General features: G+C 71.6%; 12 protein-coding genes. 6 read left to right on the top strand and 6 right to left on the bottom strand.

Features of this window, described 5'->3' with window-relative positions; genetic code table 11:
* Positions 1-796 precede the first annotated feature (796 nt).
* Positions 797-1,165, top strand: a complete 369-nt coding sequence (locus tag IPL40_14620) for a hypothetical protein (GenBank protein MBK8482375.1) — start codon at positions 797-799, stop codon at positions 1,163-1,165.
* Positions 1,166-1,246: 81 nt separating this feature from the next.
* Here IPL40_14620 and IPL40_14615 read toward each other — a convergent pair whose 3' ends face one another.
* The 4 genes from IPL40_14615 to IPL40_14600 all read right to left on the bottom strand — a co-directional run bounded on the left by IPL40_14615 (position 1,247) and on the right by IPL40_14600 (position 4,986).
* Positions 1,247-1,723 (bottom strand): DUF2721 domain-containing protein, encoded by a 477-nt coding sequence (locus tag IPL40_14615; GenBank protein ID MBK8482374.1) that lies wholly within the window; start codon positions 1,721-1,723, stop codon positions 1,247-1,249.
* A 123-nt stretch (positions 1,724-1,846) separates the two neighbouring features.
* Positions 1,847-2,959, bottom strand: a complete 1,113-nt coding sequence (gene tgt / locus IPL40_14610) for a tRNA guanosine(34) transglycosylase Tgt (protein MBK8482373.1) — start codon at positions 2,957-2,959, stop codon at positions 1,847-1,849.
* A gap of 144 nt (positions 2,960-3,103) precedes the next feature.
* Entirely contained in the window at positions 3,104-4,147 is a 1,044-nt protein-coding gene (queA, locus tag IPL40_14605) for a tRNA preQ1(34) S-adenosylmethionine ribosyltransferase-isomerase QueA (protein MBK8482372.1), read from the bottom strand.
* A gap of 56 nt (positions 4,148-4,203) precedes the next feature.
* A complete protein-coding gene (locus IPL40_14600) occupies positions 4,204-4,986 on the bottom strand; it encodes a PEGA domain-containing protein (GenBank protein ID MBK8482371.1) in 783 nt (260 codons plus the stop codon).
* Between the two features lie 229 nt (positions 4,987-5,215).
* Between IPL40_14600 and IPL40_14595 the strand changes: the two genes are divergently transcribed.
* From IPL40_14595 to IPL40_14580, 4 genes are read left to right on the top strand one after another with little or no spacing between them, the layout of a single operon-like run.
* On the top strand, positions 5,216-7,237 hold the full coding sequence (locus IPL40_14595; GenBank protein ID MBK8482370.1) for a peptide ABC transporter substrate-binding protein: 2,022 nt from the start codon (positions 5,216-5,218) through the stop codon (positions 7,235-7,237).
* Positions 7,237-8,199 carry an ABC transporter permease gene (locus tag IPL40_14590; GenBank protein MBK8482369.1) on the top strand — a complete coding sequence of 321 codons (963 nt, stop codon included), beginning with the start codon at positions 7,237-7,239 and terminating at the stop codon, positions 8,197-8,199. Before IPL40_14595 ends, IPL40_14590 begins: the two co-directional genes overlap by 1 nt.
* 13 nt (positions 8,200-8,212) lie before the next feature.
* Positions 8,213-9,235, top strand: a complete 1,023-nt coding sequence (locus IPL40_14585; GenBank protein ID MBK8482368.1) for an ABC transporter permease — start codon at positions 8,213-8,215, stop codon at positions 9,233-9,235.
* Positions 9,232-11,415 (top strand): ABC transporter ATP-binding protein, encoded by a 2,184-nt coding sequence (locus IPL40_14580; protein ID MBK8482367.1) that lies wholly within the window; start codon positions 9,232-9,234, stop codon positions 11,413-11,415. The genes IPL40_14585 and IPL40_14580 overlap by 4 nt, the downstream gene beginning before the upstream one ends.
* Positions 11,416-11,442: 27 nt before the next feature.
* Here IPL40_14580 and IPL40_14575 read toward each other — a convergent pair whose 3' ends face one another.
* Both IPL40_14575 and IPL40_14570 read right to left on the bottom strand, forming a co-directional pair.
* Positions 11,443-21,489, bottom strand: a complete 10,047-nt coding sequence (locus IPL40_14575) for a hypothetical protein (GenBank protein ID MBK8482366.1) — start codon at positions 21,487-21,489, stop codon at positions 11,443-11,445.
* A gap of 37 nt (positions 21,490-21,526) precedes the next feature.
* Positions 21,527-21,964, bottom strand: a complete 438-nt coding sequence (locus IPL40_14570) for a hypothetical protein (protein MBK8482365.1) — start codon at positions 21,962-21,964, stop codon at positions 21,527-21,529.
* A gap of 515 nt (positions 21,965-22,479) precedes the next feature.
* On the opposite strand from IPL40_14570, the gene IPL40_14565 reads away from it, so the two are divergent.
* Positions 22,480-23,769 (top strand): cyclic nucleotide-binding domain-containing protein, encoded by a 1,290-nt coding sequence (locus tag IPL40_14565; protein ID MBK8482364.1) that lies wholly within the window; start codon positions 22,480-22,482, stop codon positions 23,767-23,769.
* Positions 23,770-23,771: the final 2 nt, after the last annotated feature.

Raw genomic sequence — 23,771 nt, 5'->3', positions numbered from 1 at the left:
GTGATGAAGGCTGTGTCCCGGCGTAGACCGGGAGGCGGCAGCGATGCAGGAGCGGCGAAGTCGGGCTGAATGGATCGACCTCTGTGGGGCCTACGAATCCAGCGGCGAGGGGGCACGAGCGTTCGCACGACGGCAAGGGGTGCACCCGACAACGCTTTGCTGGTGGCGGACGAAGCTGCGCCGGGAAGGCGCGTTGGGCGGTGCAGCGAAGGGCTTCGTCGAGGTGGTCTACAGTGTTCCCCACTCCGAGGTTGACACTCGGCGCGTCTGAAATTAGCGGATCGGGCAGACTCTGTGCAAGGCCTCTGACGAGGCGTTCTACAACACGTCGAAGTTCAGCCTTCGCGATCTCAAGTCACGCGGGAGCCAGCAGCAGCTCAAGGCCGACTTCGAGGACTACCTCGACGGGTTCTCGCAGAACCTGCAACCGGAAGGCTCGCTTTCGCTCGAAAGCGCCACGTCCCCCGATCGCTCTCCCCGCACCGCGCCCTTGCCCCTGCGCTTCGACCGTGGCAGAGGACGCGCTCGCGGCCTGCGCTGCTGATGACCAAACCAGCACGGACAAGCGTCGCCGACGCGGCAAGTCAGCACGACCTCGGCGTGAAGGTGCTGGAGACCAACGATGGCCGAGTCGCGGCCCTCGAGCGCGTCGACTGCGGCGCCCTAACGGCGGCTGCCGCGGTCAGCCTGGTGAGCACCACCGTCGCGCGGCCGCGGAACGCCCACCCCGCGCTTGCCGGTTGCGTCTGGAGCCCGCTCGGGCGAGAAACGGGCACTGTCGAGGGAGACGCAGACCATGGCCCAACTGGATAACACGCCGATCGCCACCTGCTCGCAATGCCAACAGCAGCTCAGCCTGCGCGAGCTCGTCGAAGATCCCCAGTACCTGCCCCAGGGCATGCGCTTCGCGGGACAGGCGACCGAGCGCAACGAGATCTACTTCGAGCATCGCAGCCCGAGTTGCGGGGCGACCTTCACGGTACCCGCGCTCTACTTTGCGCCGCTGATCGACGAGCACCTGACGCCGGCCGTTCCGCTCGAGACCGAGGAATGCGGACGGCACTGCTTCGCGGTCGACGACCTTTCCGCCTGCGAGCACAGCTGCCTCTACGCGCCCTTCCGCCGCCTGTTGCTGCGCCTGCGCGAAGGCAAAGCGGCCGGCTGAGCGCGCCGCGCGCCAGGATCACTGCGCGTCAGCCGTCACTGCGCGTCAGCCGTCACTCCGCGTCAGCCGTCACTCTGGGCGTCAGCCGTCACTCTGCGCGTCGAGCTCGACAACGCGGAAGGATCGCCGCAGGTCCACCGTGGCGAAGGCGACGCCGAGCAGCACCACCAGCATGCCGCAGAGGAAGACCGTCGTCGCGAGGATGCGCAGCAGGCCCGAGTCAGTGGCGAGCTGCGCCCCGATGCCGACGGAGGTCAGCACGAACATCCCGACCGCGAGGTACATGCAGAACACCGCGTTGCGCAGCGAGCGCATGCGCACCAGCAGCGCTCGTGTCTGACGGAGCACGCTCTCGAGGCGGAGCTGCTCGATCTCGCCGGGCGGGTCTTGCTTGGCCTGCACCGCGCGCAGGCGGCGCCGCTCGTCGCTGAGCAGACGAATCCGGTTGATCGCCGCCGAGTAGCGGTTGCTCAGGGTCAGCAAGAGCAGCCCGACGGCCGAAATGGCGACCGCCGGCGTGAGCATGGCCTGGACAGTACTGACAGTGGGTGCTGGCATTGTGGCTCCTTCGGCGACCATGCGGGTCGCACGCGGCGCCGGACACTGCCACATCACCGCGGGCCGCGCTAGCGCACCTGCGCGCCCGCAGAGGGCTCGGTCAATCGCGCGTCGCGCGCCGCATCAGAGCCCCGGCGCGCGCCGCGCGAAGAACGCGGCCGCGAATGCCGCGTAGCGACCCTCGAGGATCGCAGCGCGAGCCTGGCGCACGAGCTCGACGACGAAGTGAACGTTATGCAGGGTGGCCAGGCGGCTGTAGAGCAGCTCGCGCGCGACATAGAGGTGACGGAGGTAGGCGCGACTATAGCGCTGGCAGACCCTGCAGGCGCAGCTCGCGTCAATCGGCAGATCCTCGAGCCGATGACGCGCGTTGGAGATCACGACCCGCCCCTCGGCCGTGAAGAGCTGGCCGTTGCGCGCATGCCGCGTCGGCATCACGCAGTCGAACATATCGATGCCGGCGCCGATCGCGCGGATCAGATCCTCCGGTCGCCCCACGCCCATCAGGTAACGCGGCGCGCCTTCGGGCAGCCGCGGGGCGGCGTCGGCGACGACCTCGTGCATGCGCTCGTTGGCCTCGCCGACCGAGAGCCCACCGAGCGCGAAGCCCTCGAAGGGCAGCGCGGTGATCGCCTCGAGATGCCGCCTTCGCAGGCCGAGATCGGCCCCGCCCTGCACGATGCCGAAGCGCACCTGATGCGGCGGAGGGGCCACCGCGAGGCAGCGTCGCGCCCAGCGGGTCGTCCGCTCCATCGCCGCCTCGATCGCCAGCGGCGTCGCGTTCGCTGGCGGGCAGTGGTCGAAGGCCATCGCGATATCCGCGCCGATCGCGGCCTGCTCGGCCATCGAACGCTCGGGATCGATGAAGCGCGCCGAGCCGTCGATATGGGAGCGGTAGGCCACCCCGTCGTCGTCGATTCGCATCAGGGCGCGCAGGCTGAAGACCTGGAAGCCACCTGAGTCCGTGAGCAGCAGGTGCGGCCAGCCCATGAAGCGGTGCAGCCCACCGCAGTGCTCCACCACCTCCGTGCCGGGGCGCAGCGCCAGATGGTAGGCGTTGCTCAGCACCAGCCGCACGCCGAGCTGCTCGAGCTCGCCGACCTCCAGCGCCTTGACGGTCGCCAACGTGCCCACGGGCATGAAGACGGGCGTCTCGAAGGTGCCGCGCGGTAACGTCACGCGGGCCGCGCGCGCGGCCCCGTCACGCGCCTCGAGTTCAAGCTTGAGTCGGCTCATCGGCGCGCAGGCTACAGCGATCTTTGCGCCGTCTCCAGCGCCGTCTCCAGCGCCGTCTCCAGGGATGCTCCGACGGCCCGCCTGCGGTGCCTTGGGCCGGCGGGAGCAGCGGGCCCCCTGGGGTCCGCCAACCGCGCGCCGGCCTCAGACGATCAGCATCGCATCGCCGTAGCTGTAGAAGCGATAGTCGGCGGCGACAGCCATGCGGTAGGCCTCTAGAATCCGCTCGCGACCCGCCAAGGCGCTGACCAGCAGCAGCAGCGTCGAGCGCGGCAGATGAAAGTTGGTCAGCAGCGCATCGACGGCGACGAAGCGATGCCCCGGACGAATGACCAGCTCGGTGCGCCCCTGCCCCGCCGCCCCGCCGGTGGTCTCCAGCGCGCGTACCACCGTCGTGCCTACCGCCACCACGGCCCGCCCAGCGGCGCGCGCCGCCGCCACCGCCGCGGCCGTGGCCTCCGGAATACTGAAGCGCTCCCCTTCCACACGATGGGACGCGAGGTCGCCGTCGCGGATCGGCATGAAGGTGGCGGGACCGACGTGCAGGGTCACGGTCGCCAGGGTCGCGCCGGCAGCCTCCAAGCGCGCCACGAGCTCGGGCGTGAAATGCAGCCCAGCCGTCGGCGCGGCGATCGCCCCTTCTTTCGTGGCAAAGATCGTCTGGTAGCGCAGCAGGTCGCTGGGCTCGGCGGCGCGCGCCAGGTAGGGCGGCAAGGGGATCGCGCCGCACCGCGCGATCATCGACTCGTCCTCGAACTCGACCTCGCAGCGCCCCTCGCGCGGGGGCGTCGCGATTAGCACGCGGCCCACCAGCGGCGGCAGCGCGCCAGCCGTTGCGGCAGCGCCCGCGGCCGGCGCGGTGATCGTCAACCACTCGCCGGCTCGCAGGCGTTTGGCGTCGCGCAGCATGCACCACCAGCGAGCTTGCGCCCGTCGCTCGAGCAGGAGCAGCTCGACCCGCCCGCCCGTCGCGCGCTGGGCCAACAAACGGGCAGGAATCACGCGCGTGTCATTGACGACGAGCAGCGGCCGCGGCGGCAGGAGGTCGGGCAGCTCGAGGATCGCGTGGTGGGTCGAGGCGTCGCTCGCACGCTCGAGCCGCAGCAATCGCCCGCCGTCGCGCCGCGCGGGTGGATAGCGCGCGATCGCCCCGGCTGGCAGCTCGAAGTCGAAGTCATCGAGGGAGATCACGCGCGACTCCGGAGGCGCTCAGCCGCGCAGCGGGCCCAGGCTCGCTGGCTGCCTCACGGCACCCGCCAGCGGTGCTCGGCGCCGAAGCCCGCGATCGAGTCCTTGCCCGCAGCGAGCACGGGGACGAGCACGGCCACCGTGACGGCCGCGACGCCGCCCGCCGCCCCGGCCCAGACATACCAACGCTCGTACCACCTGACACGCGGGGCCAGCGGCCGGTAGGGCGTCGAGCCCGCAGGCAGCAGCTCGAGCCCGACGTCGAGCGTCGTCCGCTGACCCGCCACGGCCTTGCGCGCGACGATGACATCGCGATAGCCCGCCTTGGTCACCCGAATCGCGCGCGGGCCGACATCGAGCTCGACCTCGAGCGGCGCGAAGCCGACGAAGCGCCCGTCAACGAAGACCCGGGCGTCAGCGACATTGGCCTTGACGTCGAGCACGCCCGCGACCGGCAAGAGGTCGACGGCCACCTGCACCGTCGCACCGGGCGCGACCTCCACCACGTCGAGATACTGCGTGTAACCGTCCTTCGTCAGCTTGACCGTATGCTGCCCGACGGGCAGCGCCAAGGGCTTGGCCAGGGGAAGCTTGCCCACTGGCAGGCCATCGACGAAGAGCTGGGCCCCTGTCGTCCTGGAAGCGACGTCCAGCGCGCCGGTCACCGCCGCGGCACGCGGGCGGCTCTGCACGCGACCCACGCGCCGCCGAGCTCGGCACTCCGCGCGGCCCTCCGTGCGGCCCTCCAAGAGCGGCGGTCCCGCCACGACCAGCAGCGGGAGCAGCAAGGCGAAGGTGAGCCGCTTCCTCGTCGCGCGCCGCGATGCCCAGGTTCTCATCGCGCCCAGTATAGCCACGGCACCCCCCACCCACCAACCCCGCGCTCAGCCCTGTAGCGGGTCCCCGTCGACGCGCAAGCACCCGCACGCGATCCGCAGCGCGGCAGGCGGCCGGCCCAGCAGCCCCTGGGGCGCAGCAGCGGCTTGTGGCCTCCTGGGCACCGCGCTTCCCATGGGGGCCTCATCACACTAGAGTCCCGGTCGCGGCCCGCTCGGGCCGGGAGCCGATTTGCTCGTGCTACGCTGCTCGCCCTTCGCGCTTTGTGCCCTGACGGGGCTGGTCCTCGCCTGCACGAACGATCCCTATCCGCGATCCGACGCCCACAGCAGCGTCTTCTACTCGGCCTTCACCGAGGCTCCCAAGTCGCTCGACCCGGCGGTCGCCTATAACGTCAGCGACCACGCGATCATCGGCAATATCTTCGATACGCTGCTCGAGTATCACTACCTGGCCCGACCTTACACGCTGATCCCCGGGCTCGCCGTCGCCGTGCCCGAGGCGCAGCCGCAGGCCGACGGCCGCGTGCGCTATCACTTCGAGCTCCGTGACGATCTGCTCTTCCAGGACGACCCCTGCTTCGCGCTCGGCCAGCCCAAGCGCAGCACGCGTCAGCTCGTCGCCGCCGATGTGGCCTTCGCGCTGGCGCGGATCGCTGACCCGGCCGTCAATAGCCCGGTGACCGAGCCCTTCTCTCACATCGTCGGGCTGCGGCAGTTCGGCGAGCGGCTCGAGCACGCCCGTCGCACCGACGCGCGCTTCGCGCGGCTGCCGGTCCACCAGCAGTACGCCCGGGTCGGCCCGATCGAGGGCCTCCGGCCGCGCAACGCGCTCGAGCTGGAGGTCGTGCTGACGGAGGCCTATCCGCAGCTCCTCTACTGGTTCGCCATGCCCTTCTCCACGCCGATCCCCTGGGAGGCGACCGCGTACTACGACGGTCGCAAGGGCAGGCCCACGCTGGCCGACCATCCCGTCGGCTCGGGCCCCTATCGCCTGACGCGCTACGACAAGCAGGCGCGCATCGTGCTGGATCGCAACGAGCAGTGGTACGGCCTGCGCCATCCGGAGTGGCGGGCGCCCGGGGCCACCTACCCCGCGCAGGGCGAGGCGCAGGATCGCGCGGCCGGACTGCTCGATCCGCGGGTCGTCGGCCAGCCGCTGGCGTCGATCAAGCGCATCGACTGGCGGCGCGAGAAGGAGCCCATCCCGCTCTTCAACAAGTTCCTCCAGGGTTACTACGACGCCGCGGGGATCATTCGTGAGAGCTTCGACAAGGTGATCCGCGAGGAGCGCCTCTCCCCGGAGATGCGCGCGCTCGGCGTCCGACTGAACAAGTCGGTGATTCCGGCTGTCTATTACATCGGCTTCAACATGGACGATGCGGTGGTCGGCGTGCGCGGGGGCGAACGCAGCCGCCTGCTGCGCCAGGCGATGAGCCTGGCGATCGATGCCCGCGAGTATCTGCGCCTCTTCAGCAACGGTCGCGGGATCAGCGCGCAGTCGCCGCTGCCGCCGGGGATCTACGGCTACGAGGCGGGCTACCGCAACCCCTTCCGCCAGCTCGATGTGGCGCGCGCCACCGCGCTGCTGCGCCAAGCGGGCTACCCCGGCGGTATTGATCCGCGCACCCGTCAACCGCTGCGGCTGACCTTCGACTCGTCAGACACGACCGCGCAGGGCCTCCTGCGCTATCGCTTCTTCGTCGACGCCTGGCGCCGCCTCGGCCTCGATGTCCGGGTCGCCGCAACCACCTACAACCAATTCCAACAGAAGGTGCGCGACGGCGCTTATCAGCTCTTCCTCTGGGGCTGGGTCGCGGACTATCCCGATCCGGAGAACTTCCTCTTCCTGCTTTCGTCGGAGATGGCGCGCTCGCGGAGCGGCGGGCCCAATACAGCGAACTTCGCCGATGCGCGCTTCGACCGGCTCTTCCTCGCGATGAAGACGCGCAGCAACGACGCCGAGCGGCTGGCGCTGATCCGCCAGCTGCGCGCGGTGCTCGAGCACGAGCGCCCCTGGATCGAGCTCTTTCACCCGGAGGACTACACCCTCTTTCACGGCTGGCTCGGGCAGGTCAAACCGACGGGAATGGCCTACCCCACCGTCAAGTACCGGACCATCGACCTGGCCCAGCGTGCGGCGCAGCGCCAGCGTTGGAACCGCCCCGTGCTGTGGCCGCTCTACCTGCTCCTCGGTCTGGCGCTCGCCATCGGCGTCCCTGCAGTGATCACCTTTTTCCGCGAGCAACAATGATGCTGGCCTACGTGATGCGTCGCTTGCTGCATGGGTGTCTCGTCGTGCTCGGCGTGCTGCTCTTCCTCTTTCTCCTCTTCTTCACGCTGACCGATCCCGACGACATCGCCCGCCGCGCGCTGGGCGAGAAGGCGGTCCCGGCGGTGATCGCGCAGTGGAAGACGAACCATGGCTACGATCGCCCGCTCTGGCCGTGGCGCGGTGGGCGCGAGAGCATGCTGGTCGAGCACTACCGGCGGATGCTGACCTTCGACTTCGGCCGCAGCGACAGCGACGATGCGCCGATCGTCGAGCGCCTGCGGCGCGGCGTCGGCCCTAGCCTCGCGCTGACCGTGCCGATGTTCGTGATCGGGCTGCTGCTCAGCATCGTGCTCGCGCTCTTCGTCGCCTTCTTCCGCGAGACCTATATCGACCGCATGGGCGTGTTATTGGCAGTGCTGGCGATGAGCCTTTCCGTGCTGCTCTACATCATCGGCGCGCAGTACGTGATCGGGAAGCTGTTGCGCTGGTTTCCGATCTCTGGCTTCGACCCTGATCCGCGCGTGGCCTGGCGTTTCCTCGCGCTGCCGGTGCTGGTCGGCGTCGCGGCGGCGCTCGGCGGCGACGTGCGCTTCTACCGCACGGTCTTCGTCGAGGAGACGGGGCGCGACTACGTGCGCACGGCCCGCGCCAAGGGCTGCGCCGAGGGGCGCATCATGTGGGTCCACGTCTTGCGCAACGCGATGATCCCGATCCTCACCCACGTGGTGCTCGCAGTGCCCTTTCTCTTCACCGGATCGCTGCTGCTCGAGTCGTTCTTCGGCATCCCGGGGCTCGGCTCCCTCACCGTCGACGCGATCAACGGCAATGACTTCTCCACCCTGCGCACGATGGTCTATCTCGGCTCGCTGCTCTTCGTCGGCGGACAGATTCTCACCGACATCAGCTATGCGCTGGTTGACCCGCGCGTGCGGCTGAGCTGAGTGACAAGGCCCAATGCAGCTCCTTAGCCTCTCCAACCTCGTCGTCGCCCTGCTGCTGCTCGCGGGCCTGAGCCTGCTGCTGGTCGGTCGCCGCCATCGGCTGTGGCGGGAGGTCTTCGTCCAGCTCCGGCGCCGTCGCCCACTCGCGCTGCTGATCATCGCCGGCTACGTCACCGTAGCCCTGCTCGACTCCCTGCGTTGGGTCGGCGGCGTCGACACCGGCGGCGACGTCGTCGCGCAACACGAAGCGCGCAGCGTGATCGATCGCCTCTTCGCCAATCGGCGAGAGCGCAGCTATTCGGCGCCGCTGGCCAAGGTCGAGTTCTACGGCCAGGCGCCGCTGCGCCATCCCGGCGGGCATCTGCTCGGCACGGACATCGTCGGCCGCGATGTGCTGCTGCTGACGATCAAGGGCGCCCGCGTCGCGCTGCTGATCGGCGGCCTGACCAGCCTGATCGCGATCCCGCTCGCGCTGCTCTTTGGGGTCAGCGCCGGCTACTGGGGCCGCAGGATCGACGACGGCGTGTTCTTCGTCATGTCGACCCTCGCGTCGATGCCGACGCTGCTGCTGCTGATCGCCCTGGTGATGGTGCTCGGCCGCAGCACCGTCGCCGTCTGTCTCGCGCTGGCGGTGACGAGCTGGGTCGGCTTCTGTCGCCTGGCGCGCGGCGAGACCTTCAAGTTGCGCGAGATGGATTACGTTCAGGCCGCGCGCGCGCTCGGCGTCGCCGATCTGCGCATCTTGCTGCGCCACATCGTGCCCAACTTGATGCACCTGGTGGTGATCACCTTCGTGCTGATGTTCTCCGGGCTCGTGCTCTCAGAGGCGATCCTCTCCTGGCTCGGCCTGGGGATCGAGGGTAGCTGGGGCCAGATGATCGATCAGGCGCGCGACGAGCTGTCCCGCGACCCCGTGATCTGGTGGAACCTCGCCGCGGCCGGCGCAGCGCTCTTCACCTTGCTCCTCGCGGTCAACTTCGTCGGTGACGCGGTCCGCGACATCCTCGATCCGCGCACCCGCCGGGAGCCGACATGAGCGGCGCGCCAATGCTGCAGATCGACGCCCTGACGACGACCTTCCCCGGCGAGCGCGGACCCGTGCCAGTCGTCGACGATCTCTCGCTGACGCTGACCCGCGGCGAGGTGCTCGCGCTGGTCGGCGAATCGGGCTGCGGCAAGTCCCTGACCGCCCTCTCGATCCTGCGCCTGGTGCCGCGCCCGGGCCGCATCGAGCGCGGACGCGTGCGCTTCGATGGACGCGATCTGCTCCAGCTTCCGGTGGCACAGATGCGCGCGGTTCGGGGCGCCGAGATCGCGATGATCTTCCAGGAGCCGATGACCAGCCTCAACCCGGTGCTGACGATCGGCGCTCAGGTCGTGGAGGCGATCGCGCTGCACCAGCCGCTCACCCGGCGGGCGGCCTGGCAGCACGCCCAGCAGCTGCTGGCCTTGACCGGCATTCCCGACCCGGTCGGCCGGATGCACAGCTATCCGCATCAGCTCTCGGGCGGGATGAAGCAGCGGGTGATGATCGCGATGGCGATCGCGACGCGGCCCGCCTTGCTGATCGCCGACGAGCCGACGACGGCGCTCGACGTCACGATTCAGGCGCAGATCCTCGAGCTCCTGCGCGAGCTGCGCCAACAGCTCGGCACCACGGTGCTGCTGATTACCCACGACCTCGGTGTGGTCAACGAGCTCGCCGACCGGGTCGCGGTGATGTACGCCGGTCGCGTGGTCGAGCTGGGTACGCGCGAAGAGGTCCTGGGGGAGCCGCGGCACCCCTACACCCAGGGCTTGCTGCGCGCGATTCCAGCCCGGGCGCGTCGAGGTCAGCGGCTGACGGAGATTCCCGGCGTGGTGCCGGCGCCGCAGCACTGGCCGGCGGGCTGTCGCTTCGCCACCCGCTGCCCCCTGGCGCAGGCCCTCTGCCATGAGGTGCGCCCTGCCGCCACGGCGCTGTCGACGACCCACGAGGTATCCTGCCACGCGGTCGCGCGCGCCGACTGGCCAGCCGCCCGCCCGGCCCTGCAAGGGCGCTTGAGCCAGGGTTTTGCCGTCAGCGCGGGGCCCCCCGGCCGGCCCGATCAGAGCGCGGCGACGAAGGGCGCAGCACCGTCCCTGCCCGCGCCGGGCGCGGCGCTGCGCGATGCGCCCAGTCGCGATAGCGGGGCGAGCCTGCTGCGCGTCGAAGCGCTGCGCACCTGGTTTCCCATCCGCGCCGGCCTACTGCAGCGGACGGTCGGCTGGGTCAAGGCCGTCGACGGCGTGGATTTGATCTGCGCGGCCGGCCGCACGGTCGCCTTGGTCGGGGAATCGGGCTGCGGCAAGACGACCGTGGGCCGATCGATCCTCGGACTCGAACGTGCCCGTGCCGGGCGGGTGTATTTCGACGGCGTCGACCTCCTCGCGCTCTCACCGCGCCAGCTGCTGCCCTATCGGCGCGCGCTGCAGATCGTCTTCCAGGATCCGATGGCCTCGCTCGACCCGCGCATGCGCGCGCGCGACATCGTCGCCGAGGGGATGATTTCGTTTCGCATCGGCGCCAACGAGCGTGAGCGGACGGAGCGCGTGGCCGAGCTGATGCGGCGCGTGCAGCTCGATCCGGATCAAATGGGGCGCTACCCGCACGAGTTCTCCGGCGGACAACGCCAGCGCCTTTGCATCGCCCGCGCGCTGGCCGTCAATCCCCGCCTGCTGATCTGCGATGAGGCAACCTCCGCGCTGGATGTTTCGATTCAGGCGCAGATCCTCAACCTCCTGCGGCAGCTGCAGGAGGAGCTCCAGCTCTCCTACCTCTTCATCACCCATGATCTGGGGGTCGTGCGCTACCTCGCCGATCGCATCGCCGTGATGTATCTGGGCCAGGTGGTGGAAGAAGGCAGCACCGAACGCATCTTCGAGGCGCCGCAGCACCCCTACACCCGCGCGTTGCTCGCCGCCATCCCCGCGGTCGATGCGCGGAAGCGTCATGCCCGCCCGCGCGTGCGCGGCGATGTGCCCTCGCCGGCGCGGCCGCCACCTGGTTGCCGCTTCCATCCGCGCTGCAGCGAGGTCCACGGCCGCTGCTCGATCGAGGAGCCGCCGGTTTCTCCCTGGGCCGACGGAAGCAGCCGCTGCTTCCTCGCAGCGCACCCGCCGAAGGACGGCGTCGCGGCGCCCGGCGCGACCGCAGCGACAGGGCTACCACCGCAATCGCTACCACCGCAGGCGTAGCCGTCCGCTGCCCAGGCGCCGCGCGCGCTAGCAGCCCTCGGCGCCTGCGTCGAGCGCCGCGCGCGCCTCCTCGATCTCGACCCATCCCGGACGCTCCTCGAGGGCGCGCGTGTAGAGCGCGCGCCCCTGGGCCGTCTCGCCAAGCGCGACGTGCGCGCGGCCGAGCTGCGCCAGGACGTCGGCGCGCGCGACGTCCTGCTTGCCCGACGCGAGCTGGAGCAGGAGCGCGCGCAGCACGCGCCGCGCCGCCTCCCACTCCTCATCCGCCAGGAGCAAGCGGGCGAGGGCCGCCAAGGCCGGGGCATAGCCGCTATCGCCGCGCTGGGCCTCTTCGTAGCGGGCGCGCGCGGCGGCATGGTCACCGCGGCGCTCCGCGAGCTGGCCGGCGAGGTGAGCGCAGCGAGCGGTCAGCAGACCGCGTTGCCCCGCCAACGCCGCGGCAGCGCGCTCCAGCAGCGGCGCGGCGGCGTCAAAGGGGTCGCCGTCGAGGCAGGCTGCCGCCAGCTCGAGCATGACCTCGACGCCGCCCGCCCCGCCCGCTACCGCTTCGTCCACCGCGCGACGCAGCAGCGCGAGCCGCGCAGCGTGATCGCCCAGGGGCTGGTAGGACACGGCCGCGGCGCGCCGCAAGCACGCCACCTTCGCCTCACCCTCCAGCGCCGCCGCGCAGCGCTCGAGGATAGCCACGGCGTGACGGGCCCGCGCCTCCCCTGCTCCAGCAGCCAACGCCACGAGGGTCGCGGCGGCCGCCTCATGGCCAGGATCGACCTCCAGCGCGGCCTCGCAGGCCGAGAGCTGCAGCTCAGGCGGCGCGCCCGTCGCCGCCTGAGCCCGGGCGCGCGTGAACTGCAGCGCCGCGCGCGTCGCGCGGTCACCAGGCGCGGTCTCCGCTTGCTCGATCAGCGCGAGGCACGACCTCGCCTCACCGCAGAGCAAGGCCGCGCGCGCCAGCTCGAGCAAGACACGGGCGTCCCCGGCGGCGACCGGTCCGACCCCTTCGAGACTGCGGCGGGCCCGCTCCGGCTGAGCCAGCTCCTCCAAGCTCAAGCGCGCCAGCTCCAGCCGCAGCTCAAGCGCTTGCTCGCCGTCGCCGAGCGCCGCCAGCCGCGCCTCTTGCAGCTCCGCCAGGTCCGACCACCTTCGTTGTTGCCGCAGGAGGCGCGCGCGACCGTCGTAGGCGGGGCCGTCGGACGCGTCGAGCGCGAGCGCCTCGCGGAAGTAGCGCTCGGCCGCCACGCCGTCGACCAGTCGCTGCTCGGCGTGCTGCGCCAGCTCGAGGGTCAGCGCGCGCCGCTCGGCCGTCTCGGCGCTCAGCTCGCGCCGACGCAGCAGCAGCTCGCGCACGGCCGGCCAGTCGGCGCCGCGCTCGGCAACGCGTTGCAGGCCGAGCAGCCCGGCGGCGCAAAGCGGATCCCGCTGCAGCAGGTCACGGTAGCGCGCCGCCGCACCGTCCCGATCATCCAAGCGGGTCAGCAGCAGCTCTCCCGCGCGCAGCGCGAGACGCTGCCGGGCGCTGGGATCGTCGGTCGCCGCCGCGCGCCGATCGAGCGCGGCGACCAGCTCGCGCCACTGCCCTTCCTGCTCGCATAGCGTTTCCAGCGCGGCGAAGGCCGCCGCGTTTCCGGGCTCCTCGTTGAAGAGCATCCGCCAGGCGGTGATGGCCCCGCCCCGATCGCCGAGGCGTTCGGCGCTGAGCTGCGCCAGCTCGCCCAGCAGGCCGCGTCGCTCGCGCGCAGCGCTGATCAGCGCCAAGCGCTGCCAGAGCACCTCACGGAGGGCGCGCGCGTCCGACTGCGCCCGGTAGCGCCGCTCCAGCGCCAGCAGCGCCCGCTCCGCCCGCGGGTCGCGCTCGAGCACCCAGCGGTAGCGCGCCTCGGCGCGCCGACCGTCTCCGAGCTGATCCTCCTGCCAGGCTGCGCTGCGCAAGCCGAGCTCCCGCGCCTGCTCCGGCACCAGCGCAGGAGCGTCCAAGAGCTCGTCGAAGAGCGCCCCCAGCTCGAGCGTCCGATCGAGGGCCACCGCGAGGCGCTCCGCCTCCTCCCAGCGCGACGGAGCGGAGGCGTCGCAACGCAGCGCGCGGAGCAGCGTCGTGAGGGCTTGAGCGGGCTGGTCGAGCTGCTCCTCCTGCAGACGAGCGAGCGCATCGAGCACCGCCGCCTGGCGCATCGGATCGCTGAGCGTCGCCAGGCGCCACTCGCCGAGCGCGACCAGCTTGGCGTAGTCGCGCTCGCCCTCGTAGAGCGGCTCGAGCACGTCGATCACCGTCGGGGTCAGACTCGGCCGGTCGAGCAACTGCTCCAGACCGGCCCTGGCTGCTTGGTTGCCGGCGTCTTGGCTCAGCGCGATGCAATAGGCCGCCAACGCGCCCTCAGCATCGTCGGCGCGCCGCAGGAGCGTCCCGCCGATGCGCTGCTGCAAGGCCGCGCGCTGCTGGAGGTCGACCGTCAGTTCGCACTGACCCTCAAGCGCCTCGACCAGCTCCGGCACGCGCCCCTGGCGATCCAAGAGCGCCGCCAGCTTCGACCAGAGCGCGATCGATCCGCCCTGCCGGTCGATCGCCTGGCGCAGGTAGCGCTCCGCCGCCGCTTCGTCGTTGGCGGCCTCGGCTAGCGTCGCCAGCTTGACATGCAACCGCTCGCTCGCCTCCGCGTCGAAGACGAGCGCAGCCAGCCGCTCGAAGAGCGGCTGCAGCTCCTCGAGCGCCCCGAGTTGCAGCGCGAGCCGCTCCAGCGGCGCGTGCAACGTCTCGTCGGTCGGAGCTTCCGCCGCGGCGCGCGCATAGCTCGCGAAGGCGGCGCGCGGGTCTTGCAGCTGCTCCTCCTCGAGCAGGGCGACGCGCTCCAGCAGATCGCGACGCGCGCTACCCGCCGCGCCGGCAACGCAGAGCTCGAGCGCGCGCCGCACGCCAAGGTAGTCACCGCGCGCCAGACAGACTTGCTCGAGCAGCGCCGCCACACGCTCGCGCTGCCGCGGAGGATCGACGAGCCGCTCGAGCAAGGCCAGCGCGTCATCGTCGTGGGGATCCTCCGCCAGCAGCTGCTCCAGGCGCGTCAGGGCGGCGTCCTCGTCGCCGAGCCGCTCGAGCATGATCGCCGCGGCCTGGAGCCGCCGCTCGCGCCGCTGCGCGCCCGCACTCTCGCCGGGGGCGTGGCCTTCGAGCAGCGCCGCCAGCTCGCCCCACAGTCCGGCCGTCGCCAGCAGGCGCTCGAGCTGCGCCCGCGCCTCCGCGTCGTCGGGCTGCCGCGCGTACAGCGCGCGCAAGATCTGCAGGGCCTCGAAGACATCGCCCAAGCGCTCCTCGTAGGTCCGCGCGAGGGCCCAGGCGACGTCCTGCCAGCGCTCGGTCTGCTCACTCAGCGCCAGCTGCCGCTGATAGACCCAGACGAGGTCGATCCAGCGCTCGGCGCGCGCATAGATCAAGGCCAGGGCCTCGAGCGCCACCTCATCCTCGCCGCCCAACGCCAGCACCTGGCGCCAGGCCTCGACCGCCCGCTCTGGCCAGCCGATGCGCTGATCGAAGAGCTCGGCCATCCGCCGATAACAGCGCCGTTGCAGCACGAGGTCGCTGGTCAGCTCGGCCTGCCGCTGCAGCGCCTCGGCCAGCGGTTCCCAGCGCCCGAGCTGCTCGAGCAGCCGCAAGACGGCGGATAACGCCTCGGCATCACTCTCGCGCAGCGCCAAGAGCCGGCGCCAATCGGCCAACGCCGCGTCAGCGTCGCCGAGACGCTCCTCGGCCAGGCGCGCGGCCCGCGCCAACAGGAGCGCGTGGCGCGCGACGTCCGCGCCCACCTCGATGGCCTCGTGCAACCAAACCAGCACCTGCCGCCAGGCCCCGAGGCGCTCAGCGAGCGCCTCGATCTCCGCCAGCAGCGCGAGGTCCGCGCCCCGACCCTCGCGAAAGGCCTGTCCGAGCGCCTTGAGCGCGAGCTCGGGGATGCCACCGCGTTGCTCGTGGAGGGCCGCTATCTCCCGCAAGAGCGCGTCGCGTCGCGTCGGATCTTCGACGAAGTCGAGCTGAACATCGAGGATCACCACCAGCTTGGCCCACTCGTCCTGCGCGCGATAGACGGGTTCGAGGAGCTGCGCCACCCGAAGGCGCACGTCCCGGTCGATCACGATGCGCTCGAGGCCCGCCACCGCGGCAGGGTGCAACGGGTCGCTCTCCAGCACGCGCTGATAGCTCGCGATCGCGCCCGCGACATCGTCGAGGTGCTGCTCGCGAAGCATTCCGATGCGGCAGAGGAGGTCGTGCCGCAGCGCGGGAGCTTCGACGAACGGCACGCGCCGCTGCAGCAGCTCGCAGAGCGCCGGCCAGGCCTTGCGCTCGCTGTAGAGCCGATCGAGCGCCAGCAGCGCCGCCTCGTCGCCAGGAAACTGATCGAGCAACTCGCAATAGGCCCGGCGCGCCTGGTCGAAATCGCCGATCGCCTCCTCCCAGACCCGCGCCACCTTCAGCAGCAACTGCCGCCGCGAGCGACCGGCGCCCGCGTCGCCCGCCTCCGGCACCGGAACGGCTCGCGCGTAGACGGCCAGCAGCTCTTGCCAGCGCTCGTGGCGCATCAGCAGCCGCTCGAGCAGGCCGAAGGCCTCCTCGTCCCCGGCGTCGCGGCTGAGCACACGCTCGAAGCAGGCCGCCGCGGCCTGCCACTGGTAGAGTCGCTCGTCGTAGAGGCGACCCACCAAGAGCGCGAGCGCGCGCCCGGCGGCGGCGTCGACGCGCCCCTCGTCGAGTGGCTGGGTCAGCACCGCGACGGCCTCGGGCCAGCGGTCGAGCAGCGCGGCCAGCCGCAGCAACTCCTCCTGAGCCTCTTGGTGCTCCGGATCCTCCCAGTGCGCCTTGCCATACCAGGCGAAGGCGCTGCGGGGATCGTCCAGGCGATCCTCCCAGAGCCGGGCCAGGCGCAAGCAGAGCTCACGCCGACGCGCTGGCTGCCGCTCATGCGTCAGGAAGACCTCGCAGCTGCGGATCAGCCCGCGCCAATCGCCCGCAGCCTCGTGCAGCGGCGCCAGGATCTCCGCGGCGCGGAGCGACCACTGCGGCTGCTGGAGGTACTCGGCGACGGCGGCCCGCGCCGCCGCGTGACCCGAGCGCAAGCCGAGCAGGGCGCCATAGGCCTCGAGCGCGCCGGCCGCGTCGTCGAGTTGGGTCGCACGCAGCCGCGCGAGGCGAAACCAACCATCGGCTCGTCCTTCGGGCTCCTGCGTCGCCGCCACCGCGCGCCGCTCGAGCAACTGCTCCAGCTCGCGCCAACGCCCGAGCTGGGCATAGAGCCCCTCCAGGGCAGCGAGCGCCTGGCCAGCATCGGAGAGCTCGGCCAGGCGCTCCAGCGTCAGGACCAGCGCCGGCGCGTCCTCGCATTGCTCGCAGAGGCGCTGCAGCGCCAGCAACGTCGGTTGGTCGCGCGCGCCCTCCTGCAGCAGTGCGTCGTAGTGTCGCTTGGCGCGCTCGCGGTCAGCCAGCTCGCGCCAAGCCAACGCAGCGGTCCGCAGCCGGAGCGTGCAGCGCGACGCGCCCTGAGCGCAGCGCTCCAACGCGGTCTCGAACAGCTCGCAGCAGGCTGGCCAGGTCGACGAGGCCGCCGCCAGGCGCTCGAGGGCCTCGAGCGCCGACGCCAGCCCGACGCCTTCGGGCTCGGCGAGCAACGCCCGCGCATGGGCGGCAAAGGCCTGCTCGAGGTTCCTCGTGCCCTCCTCGTGGATCCGCCCGAGGGCGCGCAGCCGCTCCGCGCGCCGCGTCGCGTTGGTGGCGTGCCGAGCCTCCGCTTCGGCCAAGCGCAGCAGTGCCGGCCAATCCGATCGCGCGCGCGCGATCGGTTCGAGCAGGGCCGCCACGGCCGCGACGTGTTCGGGCTGATCGAGCAAGGGTGCCAAGGCGGCGTGGACCGCCTGCTCCAGCGCCGGCTCTTGCAGCAAGGGCTGATAGCGCGCCAGCGCCGCGGCGACGTCGCCACGTTGCTCGAGCTCGATCTCGGCCGCTTCCCGTTGCAGCACGACATGCTCGGTCGACCCGACCGCCGCCAGCGCCAGTCGCCGGTCGAGGAGCCGCAGCAGATCCTCCCAGCGTGCGGCGCCACGATAGAGCCGGGCGAGGTCCTCGAGGGCGCGCCGATCGCCGCCATCCTCCTCGAGGAGCGCGTTCAACGCGGCGCTCGCCTGCTCGAGGTCGCCGAGCGGCCCCTTCGCCACCTCCGCGATGCGACGCCAGAGCGCGGCGCGAAGCGCTGGTTCGGCAGCCAGGGCCACCTGCTGCCGCAACACCGCGATCAGCTCGGGCCAGGCCGCGGCGGCCCGGTAGAGGCGCTCGAGGGCCTCGAGGGCGGCCCGTGAATGCGCGGCGTCGCCCGCCAACTCGCGATAGCTCGCGATGGCCTGCTCGCTCTGACCGAGCTGCTCCTGCAGCGGCGCGACGAAGCCCAGCAGCGCCCGCCGCTCGGCCTCGTCGCTGATCACGTCACGCCGCGCCAGATAGAGCCGCGCCAGATCGCCCCAGCGCGCAAGCCGCTGGTAGTGCCGCTCCACTGCGCGGAAGGCCACCTGATCCGCAGGCGCCCCGCGCAACAGCTCCTCATAGGCCAGCAGGGCCGCGTCCGCGTCGCCGAGCACATCCTCGCTCAGCGCACAGATCTGGGTCAGCAAGCGCCGCCGCTCGGCAGCTTCCGTGCAAGGTCCGAGCTGCAGCTGCAAGAAGTCGCGCAACTCGCGCCACTGCCCTCCATCGCGCAGCAACTGCTCAAAGAGGGCCAACGCCGCATCGTTCTCCGGTGCCTCGCGCAGGAGCTCGACCAGCTGCGCCTGGGCGCCGACCGCGTCGCCAAGGTCACCGTGAAGCAGCAGCGCCAGCTGCCAGCGCAAGCCGACCGGCGCCCCTACCCCGACCTGGTCGGCGCCAACGAGGCCGCGGAGCAGCGCGGCGGCGCGCGCGCTCTGGCCCGCACGGCGGGCCAGCCGCAGGACGTCGTCGAGCGCGGCTTCGTCGCGTGGATCGAGCCGGAGCAGCGCCTCAGCGGCGTCCAGCGCCGGCCCGGGCTGATCGAGCCCGTGTTCGTAGAGCCGCTGCAACCGCCGCAGCGCCTCGCGCCGCACGAGCGGATCCTCCTCTGCCTCGACCACCAGCACCAGCGCCGCGGCCAGCGCGGCCGACCGACCGGCGCGCTCGTAGGGCTCGAGCAGCAGGCGCGCCGCCTGCGCGCGCTGCGGAGCGCTAGCGCGATCCAACCAATCCTCGAGGGCGGCCAGCGCCTGGGGATGGTCCGGGGCCACGACCAAGGCCTGGCCGAGCAGCTCAATCGCCCGCTCGGGCGCACCCTCCTGCTCGCCGACGACCAGCGCCAACCGGCAGAGCAACTCGCCGCGCTCCGGGTCGGCAGCGGCAAGCCCGTCGAGCTGCTCACGCAGCACGCCGGCCAGCTCCGACCAGGCGCCACAGACGCGATAAAGACGCTCCAAGGCCTGCAGCGCCGGCGTACGCTCCACCCCCAGCGCCAACAGCTCGCGATAGGGTGCAATCGCGGCGCTCGGGTCTCCGAGGCGCTCCTCCGCGACGGTGGCCGCCTCGAGCTGCAGCGCCGCGCGCTCGCTGAGCGGCAGCGGGAGTACGGCCTCCGCCTGGAGCGTCGCCAGCAGCTCGCGCCACCGCCCGCCGCGGCGAAGCACCTCCGCCAGCCCCGTCCAGGCGCGCCGATCATCGCCGCGCAGCCGCAGCCACTCACGGTAGTGCGTCTCGGCACGCACCCCATCGTCCAGCTCGTCGGCCCAGAGCTCGGCCAGCCGCGCCAGCACCAGCAGGCGCAGCTCGGCGTCGTCGCCGAGTCGCGTCAGCTGCGCCTCGAGCAGCTCAGCCAGCGGGCGCCACGCGCGCGCCGCCCGGGCGAGGCCCTCGATCGCCTGCAGCAGCTCGGCCTCTGCCGGCGCCAGCGCCCAGGCGCGGGCCGCCCAAACCATCGCCCGGGCGGGGTCGCGCAGCGGACCCGCACAAACCGCCTGCAGCTCGGCGATCAGCGCTCGACGCTCCGCATCGTCGGCCGCTGCCTCCAGCAAGCGCTCATCGGCGGCGATCAACCCCTCCCAGCGCGACGTCGCCCGGTACAAGGGGGCCAACGCCCGGGCCGCCTCGAGCTCGCCCGCGCGCAGGCCCCAGACCCGTTCGTAGGCGCGAATCGCTCGCTCCACCTGCTGCAGCTCCCCGCCGCAGATCCGACCGATCCGGAGATTCAGCTCGACACGCGTGTCTTCGTCGCGCTCCCGATCTGCGGCGCTCGTCAGCGTCTCGACCAGCTCGAGCAGCAGCCCGCGCGGCGTCAACAGCGCCTCGAGATCGTCCCAGCGGCGCGCCTGGGCCAAGAGCTCGCGCAGGAGCACAAGCGCCCGCGTGGTCGTCGGGCGCCGGGCCAACACCTCCTGCCAGGCCACAATCGCGCGTTCGGGGGTCCGCAGCTGGTTGCTATGCAGGTCCGCCAGCCGCTCCCATAGCTGCAGCGCGGTCGCGCTCTGCGCGTCGACCCGCTCGAGCTGCGCTTGCAGCACATCACCGAGCGCCACCCATTGGCCCTCGCGCCGGTAGTGCTGTTCGAGCGCCTCGAGCGCCCCGGCGTGATGCGCGTCGAGCTGAAGCACGTCGCGCCACAAGGCGGCGGCGCGCGGCGCGTCGCCCAACCGCTCGCCAGCGAGCTGAGCCAGCTCGCTGAGCAGGGCAGCTCGCGGCTGCCCGTCGCGCAGCGCCGCCTCGGTCGTCAGCAGCTCGAAGAGCGCGCGCCAATCCTGACGTCGGGTGTGGATCTCTCGCAGCCGAGCGCGCGCTCTCTCGTTGAGCGGATCGCGCTCAAGCACCTGCTCGAGGGGCGCGATGGCCTGCGCCTGGTTGCCGAGCTGCTCAAGCCACAGCGCGGCGATCTCATGCAGCAGCGCCACCTGCTCCTGCGGATCGCTGCTCAGCGTCGCGCGCCGCCCCAGCACCTCGGCCAGCTCGCTATAGCGCTGGAGCGCGAGGAAGCGCTCGCTGAGCGCCAAGAGCGCCTGAGGGTGGTCCGGCTGCAGCGCCAAGACAGCGCTATAGAGCGTGACGACCATCGCATCGACCTTGAGGTAGTCGCGATAGATCGCCGCCAGCTCGAGCTGCAGCTCAACCCGGCGCGACCTCGCGTCCGCCGGCAAGTGATCGAGCTCGGCCTTGAGGAGGTCGCGCAGCGCGTTCCAGCGCGGGGGCGTGACCCGACGATAGAGGCGCGCCAGCGCCTCGCGGGCGCGCTGGTGAAGGGTCGGTTCGTCCGACGACGCCGTGGCGGAAGCCGGCGCCGCGGGCAAGGCGAGGGGCGGCGCGAGCACGGTCCAGAGCTCGATGGCGCGCTCATAATCGCCGAGCCCGTCCTCGACCAGCTCGGCCAAACGCAGCGCGAGCTCCAGCCGGCGCTGCGGGTCGCGCTCGCGCAGCTGGGTCTGCTCGATCAGCGCAACGGCCTCCGCCGGCTCGCCCCGCTCGCGATGCAGTGCGCAGTAGAAGTCAACGGCCAGGGGATGATCCGGTTGCTGCCGGCGCACCAGGCGGAAGCACTCCTCGGCACGAGCAGGCTGATCGAGGCGCGTCGCGAGGACCTGGCCGAGCCGCGCCAAGAGCTCGACGTCGCGCTCACCGGGCGGTCCGTGCTGAAGCGCGGACTGAAAGACCTCGGCGATGCCAGCCCAATCGCGACGCCCCTCGAGCACGGGCACCAGCTGCGCCAGGGCGTGCGGCTGGCTGGGGTCGAGGACCAGCACCTGGCGCCAGCAAGCGACCGCATGGTCGGTCGCCGTCGGCGTGCGCGCGCCGCGCCGCCGGCCGGCCGCGCCCGCCTCGGCCGGCGTGCCCTCCGGCTGCTCCGCCCAGCAGTCGCCGAGTCTGAGCAGCGCCGCGACGCGCTCGACGGGATCGATCGCGACGCGCCGGCGTTGCTCGAGCAGCTCAAGCCTCTCGCTGATGCGCCCGCAGCGCGCCAGCAGGCGATCGAGCTGGGCGCTGGCGCGGGCGTTGCGCGGGTCGACCTCCAGGCTCGCGCGCAACAGGGTCTCGACGCGCGCCGACGCGGGGTCGTTTCGCGCCACGACTTCAGCCGCCGCGAGCAGCAGGCGCGTCTTCAGCTCACGGTCGACAGCGGCCGCGGCCTCCCTCGACGTATTTCTCGGCGACCCGCTCCCAGCTACCGCGCACGAGGCGAATGCGGGCGATCGTGCGGCCGAGACGGTCGTCGTCAGGGCGCAGCGCCGCTGCCTCTTCGAAGCAGGCCAGCGCCCGGACTTCGTCGAGCAGCTCGTCCTCGAGCACCTCGGCCGCGGCCAGCAGCACTTCGCCGCGACGGGACGCGTCGGGGGCACCAGCGAGCTCCGCGTCGCATAGCGCGACCACCAGCTCCCAATTTCCCGCGGTCGCGTGATGGGCCCGCGCGCGATCGAGCGCCAGACCGAGGCCCTCGCCCGCGCCCTCGCGCGCGGCGCAGGCCTGGCGCACCGCCGCCAGCGCGGCGGCCGACGCGGGCGTACGACGAAGCGCCAGGAGAGCAGCTTCAAGTGCCCGCGCCATCATCCTCGCAATCGCCCGGTCCCACCCGCGCAGGTCGAGCCACGCCGCAGCAGCACTGCCGGCCGACGCTACCGCTGCGGCCGCCAGCCCCGCTTGCCCGAGCCGGCCGATGGTATCAGCATGGCGGCCCGGCCTTCAACCACGTGCACGGCCGACGCGACGCGCCGACCTCGAAAGCACCGCGCGGACGCAGGGGCCCGAGCACCCGATGAGGCGTTAGCGCGCAACGGGATCGAGGTCTTCGTCGAGCCGCTGGTCAGCGCCCCTCATGCGCGCAAGCTCCACCCGCGGGGCTGCTGCGCGCGCCGCCCTGCGAGGCGCTGTGGATCAGCGGGCACTGCACGCGCGCCCCGCCGCGCATGGACCTGACCGTTCAGCGCGGGCGCACCGGAAAGCCCCACCGCGGCAGTGGGCCGCGCGTCGAGCGTAGCGCCCTCCCGCGCGTGCATCGCGCCGGCGCTTGTTCCGCCCGCCTTTCCCCGCTATCGTTCGCGCTCGCACTATGGAGCCCCTTCGTGCAAGTCGAGTTCTGGGCCGTCACTGATACCGGCAAGCAGCGCAGCCATAACGAGGACAACTACCTCATCGACAAGAACCTGCGCCTGTTCGTCGTCGCCGACGGCATGGGCGGGCACGCTGCCGGAGAGGTTGCCTCATCGCTGTGCGTGCGTCGCGTCCGCGACGCCGTCGGCGAGAACCGCGACATCATTGAGAGCTTCGAGTCCGGCAAAGGCGCCGACCGCAACGATGTCTTGCACGTGCTCGAGCACGCCGTGCAGGCCGCCTGCTCCGCGATCTACGAGCGGGCCCAGGAACAGCCGGACAAGCGAGGCATGGGGACCACCTGCAGCCTGCTGCTCTTGACGAAAGAACGCGGCTTCCTGGCCCACGTCGGTGACAGCCGAATCTACTTGATGCGCGAGCGCCAGGTTCACCAGCTCTCCGAGGATCATTCCCTGGTCAACGAGCTCGCGCGCCGGGGCAAGCTGCGCCCCGATCAAATCGACAGCTCCGTCTATCGCGACTTCAGGAACGCGGTCACCCGCGCCGTCGGTGTCTACGAATCGGTCGAGGTCGACACGCTCGACTTCGACGTCCTGCCCGGCGATCGCTTCGTGCTCTGCAGCGACGGTCTGCACTTCTATTTCACCGAGCTGGAGCAGATGGCCGCGGTGCTCGACCACGACGATGTGCGCGCGGCTACCCAGCGCCTCGTTGACGTCGCCAACGCCGGCGGTGGACACGACAACATCACCGCGGTCGTCGTCCGGGTGGCCGTCAGCGCCGGTGAGGAGGATCGCGTACGCGACGTCAGCCTCAAGCTCGAGGTCTTGAAGGGGATGCCGATCTTCTCCTACCTCGGCTACAAGGAGCTCGTGCGCGTGCTGAACAGCATGCAGGTCCGCGACTACGCCGATGGCGGGTCGATCATTCGCGAGGGGACGCCCGGTGATGAGCTCTTTCTGATCCTCGACGGCGAGGTGCGCCTCCAGAAGGGCGACACCTTCGTCGCGACGCTGCACCGCGGCGACCACTTCGGAGAGATGGCCCTGGTCGACAACGCGCCGCGCAGCGCCAGCGGCACGGCCAGCGCCGCCGCGCGCCTGCTGGTGCTGCGACGTGCCGACTTCTACGAGATCATCCGCAGCGAGAGCGCGCTGTCGGTCAAGCTGCTCTGGAGTCTGGTCCAGGTGCTGGTACGCCGACTGCGCAAGACCACCGCGGACTTGTCGGGCGCCCTCGCCGAGGCCGCCCTGCCCGATCTGACGAACGACGCCTTCGACGACACCACCAGCAGCCGCTGAGC

The sequence above is a fragment of the Pseudomonadota bacterium genome, from assembly GCA_016711215.1.
GTDB lineage: Bacteria > Myxococcota_A > Polyangia.
The sequence above is the reverse complement of the archived record's forward strand: the minus strand, read 5'-3'. Positions and strand labels throughout refer to the sequence as shown.

Bases quoted from the DNA above. Each gene is read 5' to 3' on its own strand.
- IPL40_14570 (MBK8482365.1), bottom strand. From the start codon at position 21,964: ATGGCGCGGGCACTTGAAGCTGCTCTCCTGGCGCTTCGTCGTACGCCC.
- IPL40_14585 (MBK8482368.1), top strand. From the start codon at position 8,213: ATGCAGCTCCTTAGCCTCTCCAACCTCGTCGTCGCCCTGCTGCTGCTC.
- IPL40_14615 (MBK8482374.1), bottom strand. From the start codon at position 1,723: ATGCCAGCACCCACTGTCAGTACTGTCCAGGCCATGCTCACGCCGGCG.
- IPL40_14580 (MBK8482367.1), top strand. From the start codon at position 9,232: ATGAGCGGCGCGCCAATGCTGCAGATCGACGCCCTGACGACGACCTTC.
- IPL40_14620 (MBK8482375.1), top strand. From the start codon at position 797: ATGGCCCAACTGGATAACACGCCGATCGCCACCTGCTCGCAATGCCAA.
- IPL40_14600 (MBK8482371.1), bottom strand. From the start codon at position 4,986: ATGAGAACCTGGGCATCGCGGCGCGCGACGAGGAAGCGGCTCACCTTC.
- IPL40_14590 (MBK8482369.1), top strand. From the start codon at position 7,237: ATGCTGGCCTACGTGATGCGTCGCTTGCTGCATGGGTGTCTCGTCGTG.
- tgt (MBK8482373.1), bottom strand. From the start codon at position 2,959: ATGAGCCGACTCAAGCTTGAACTCGAGGCGCGTGACGGGGCCGCGCGC.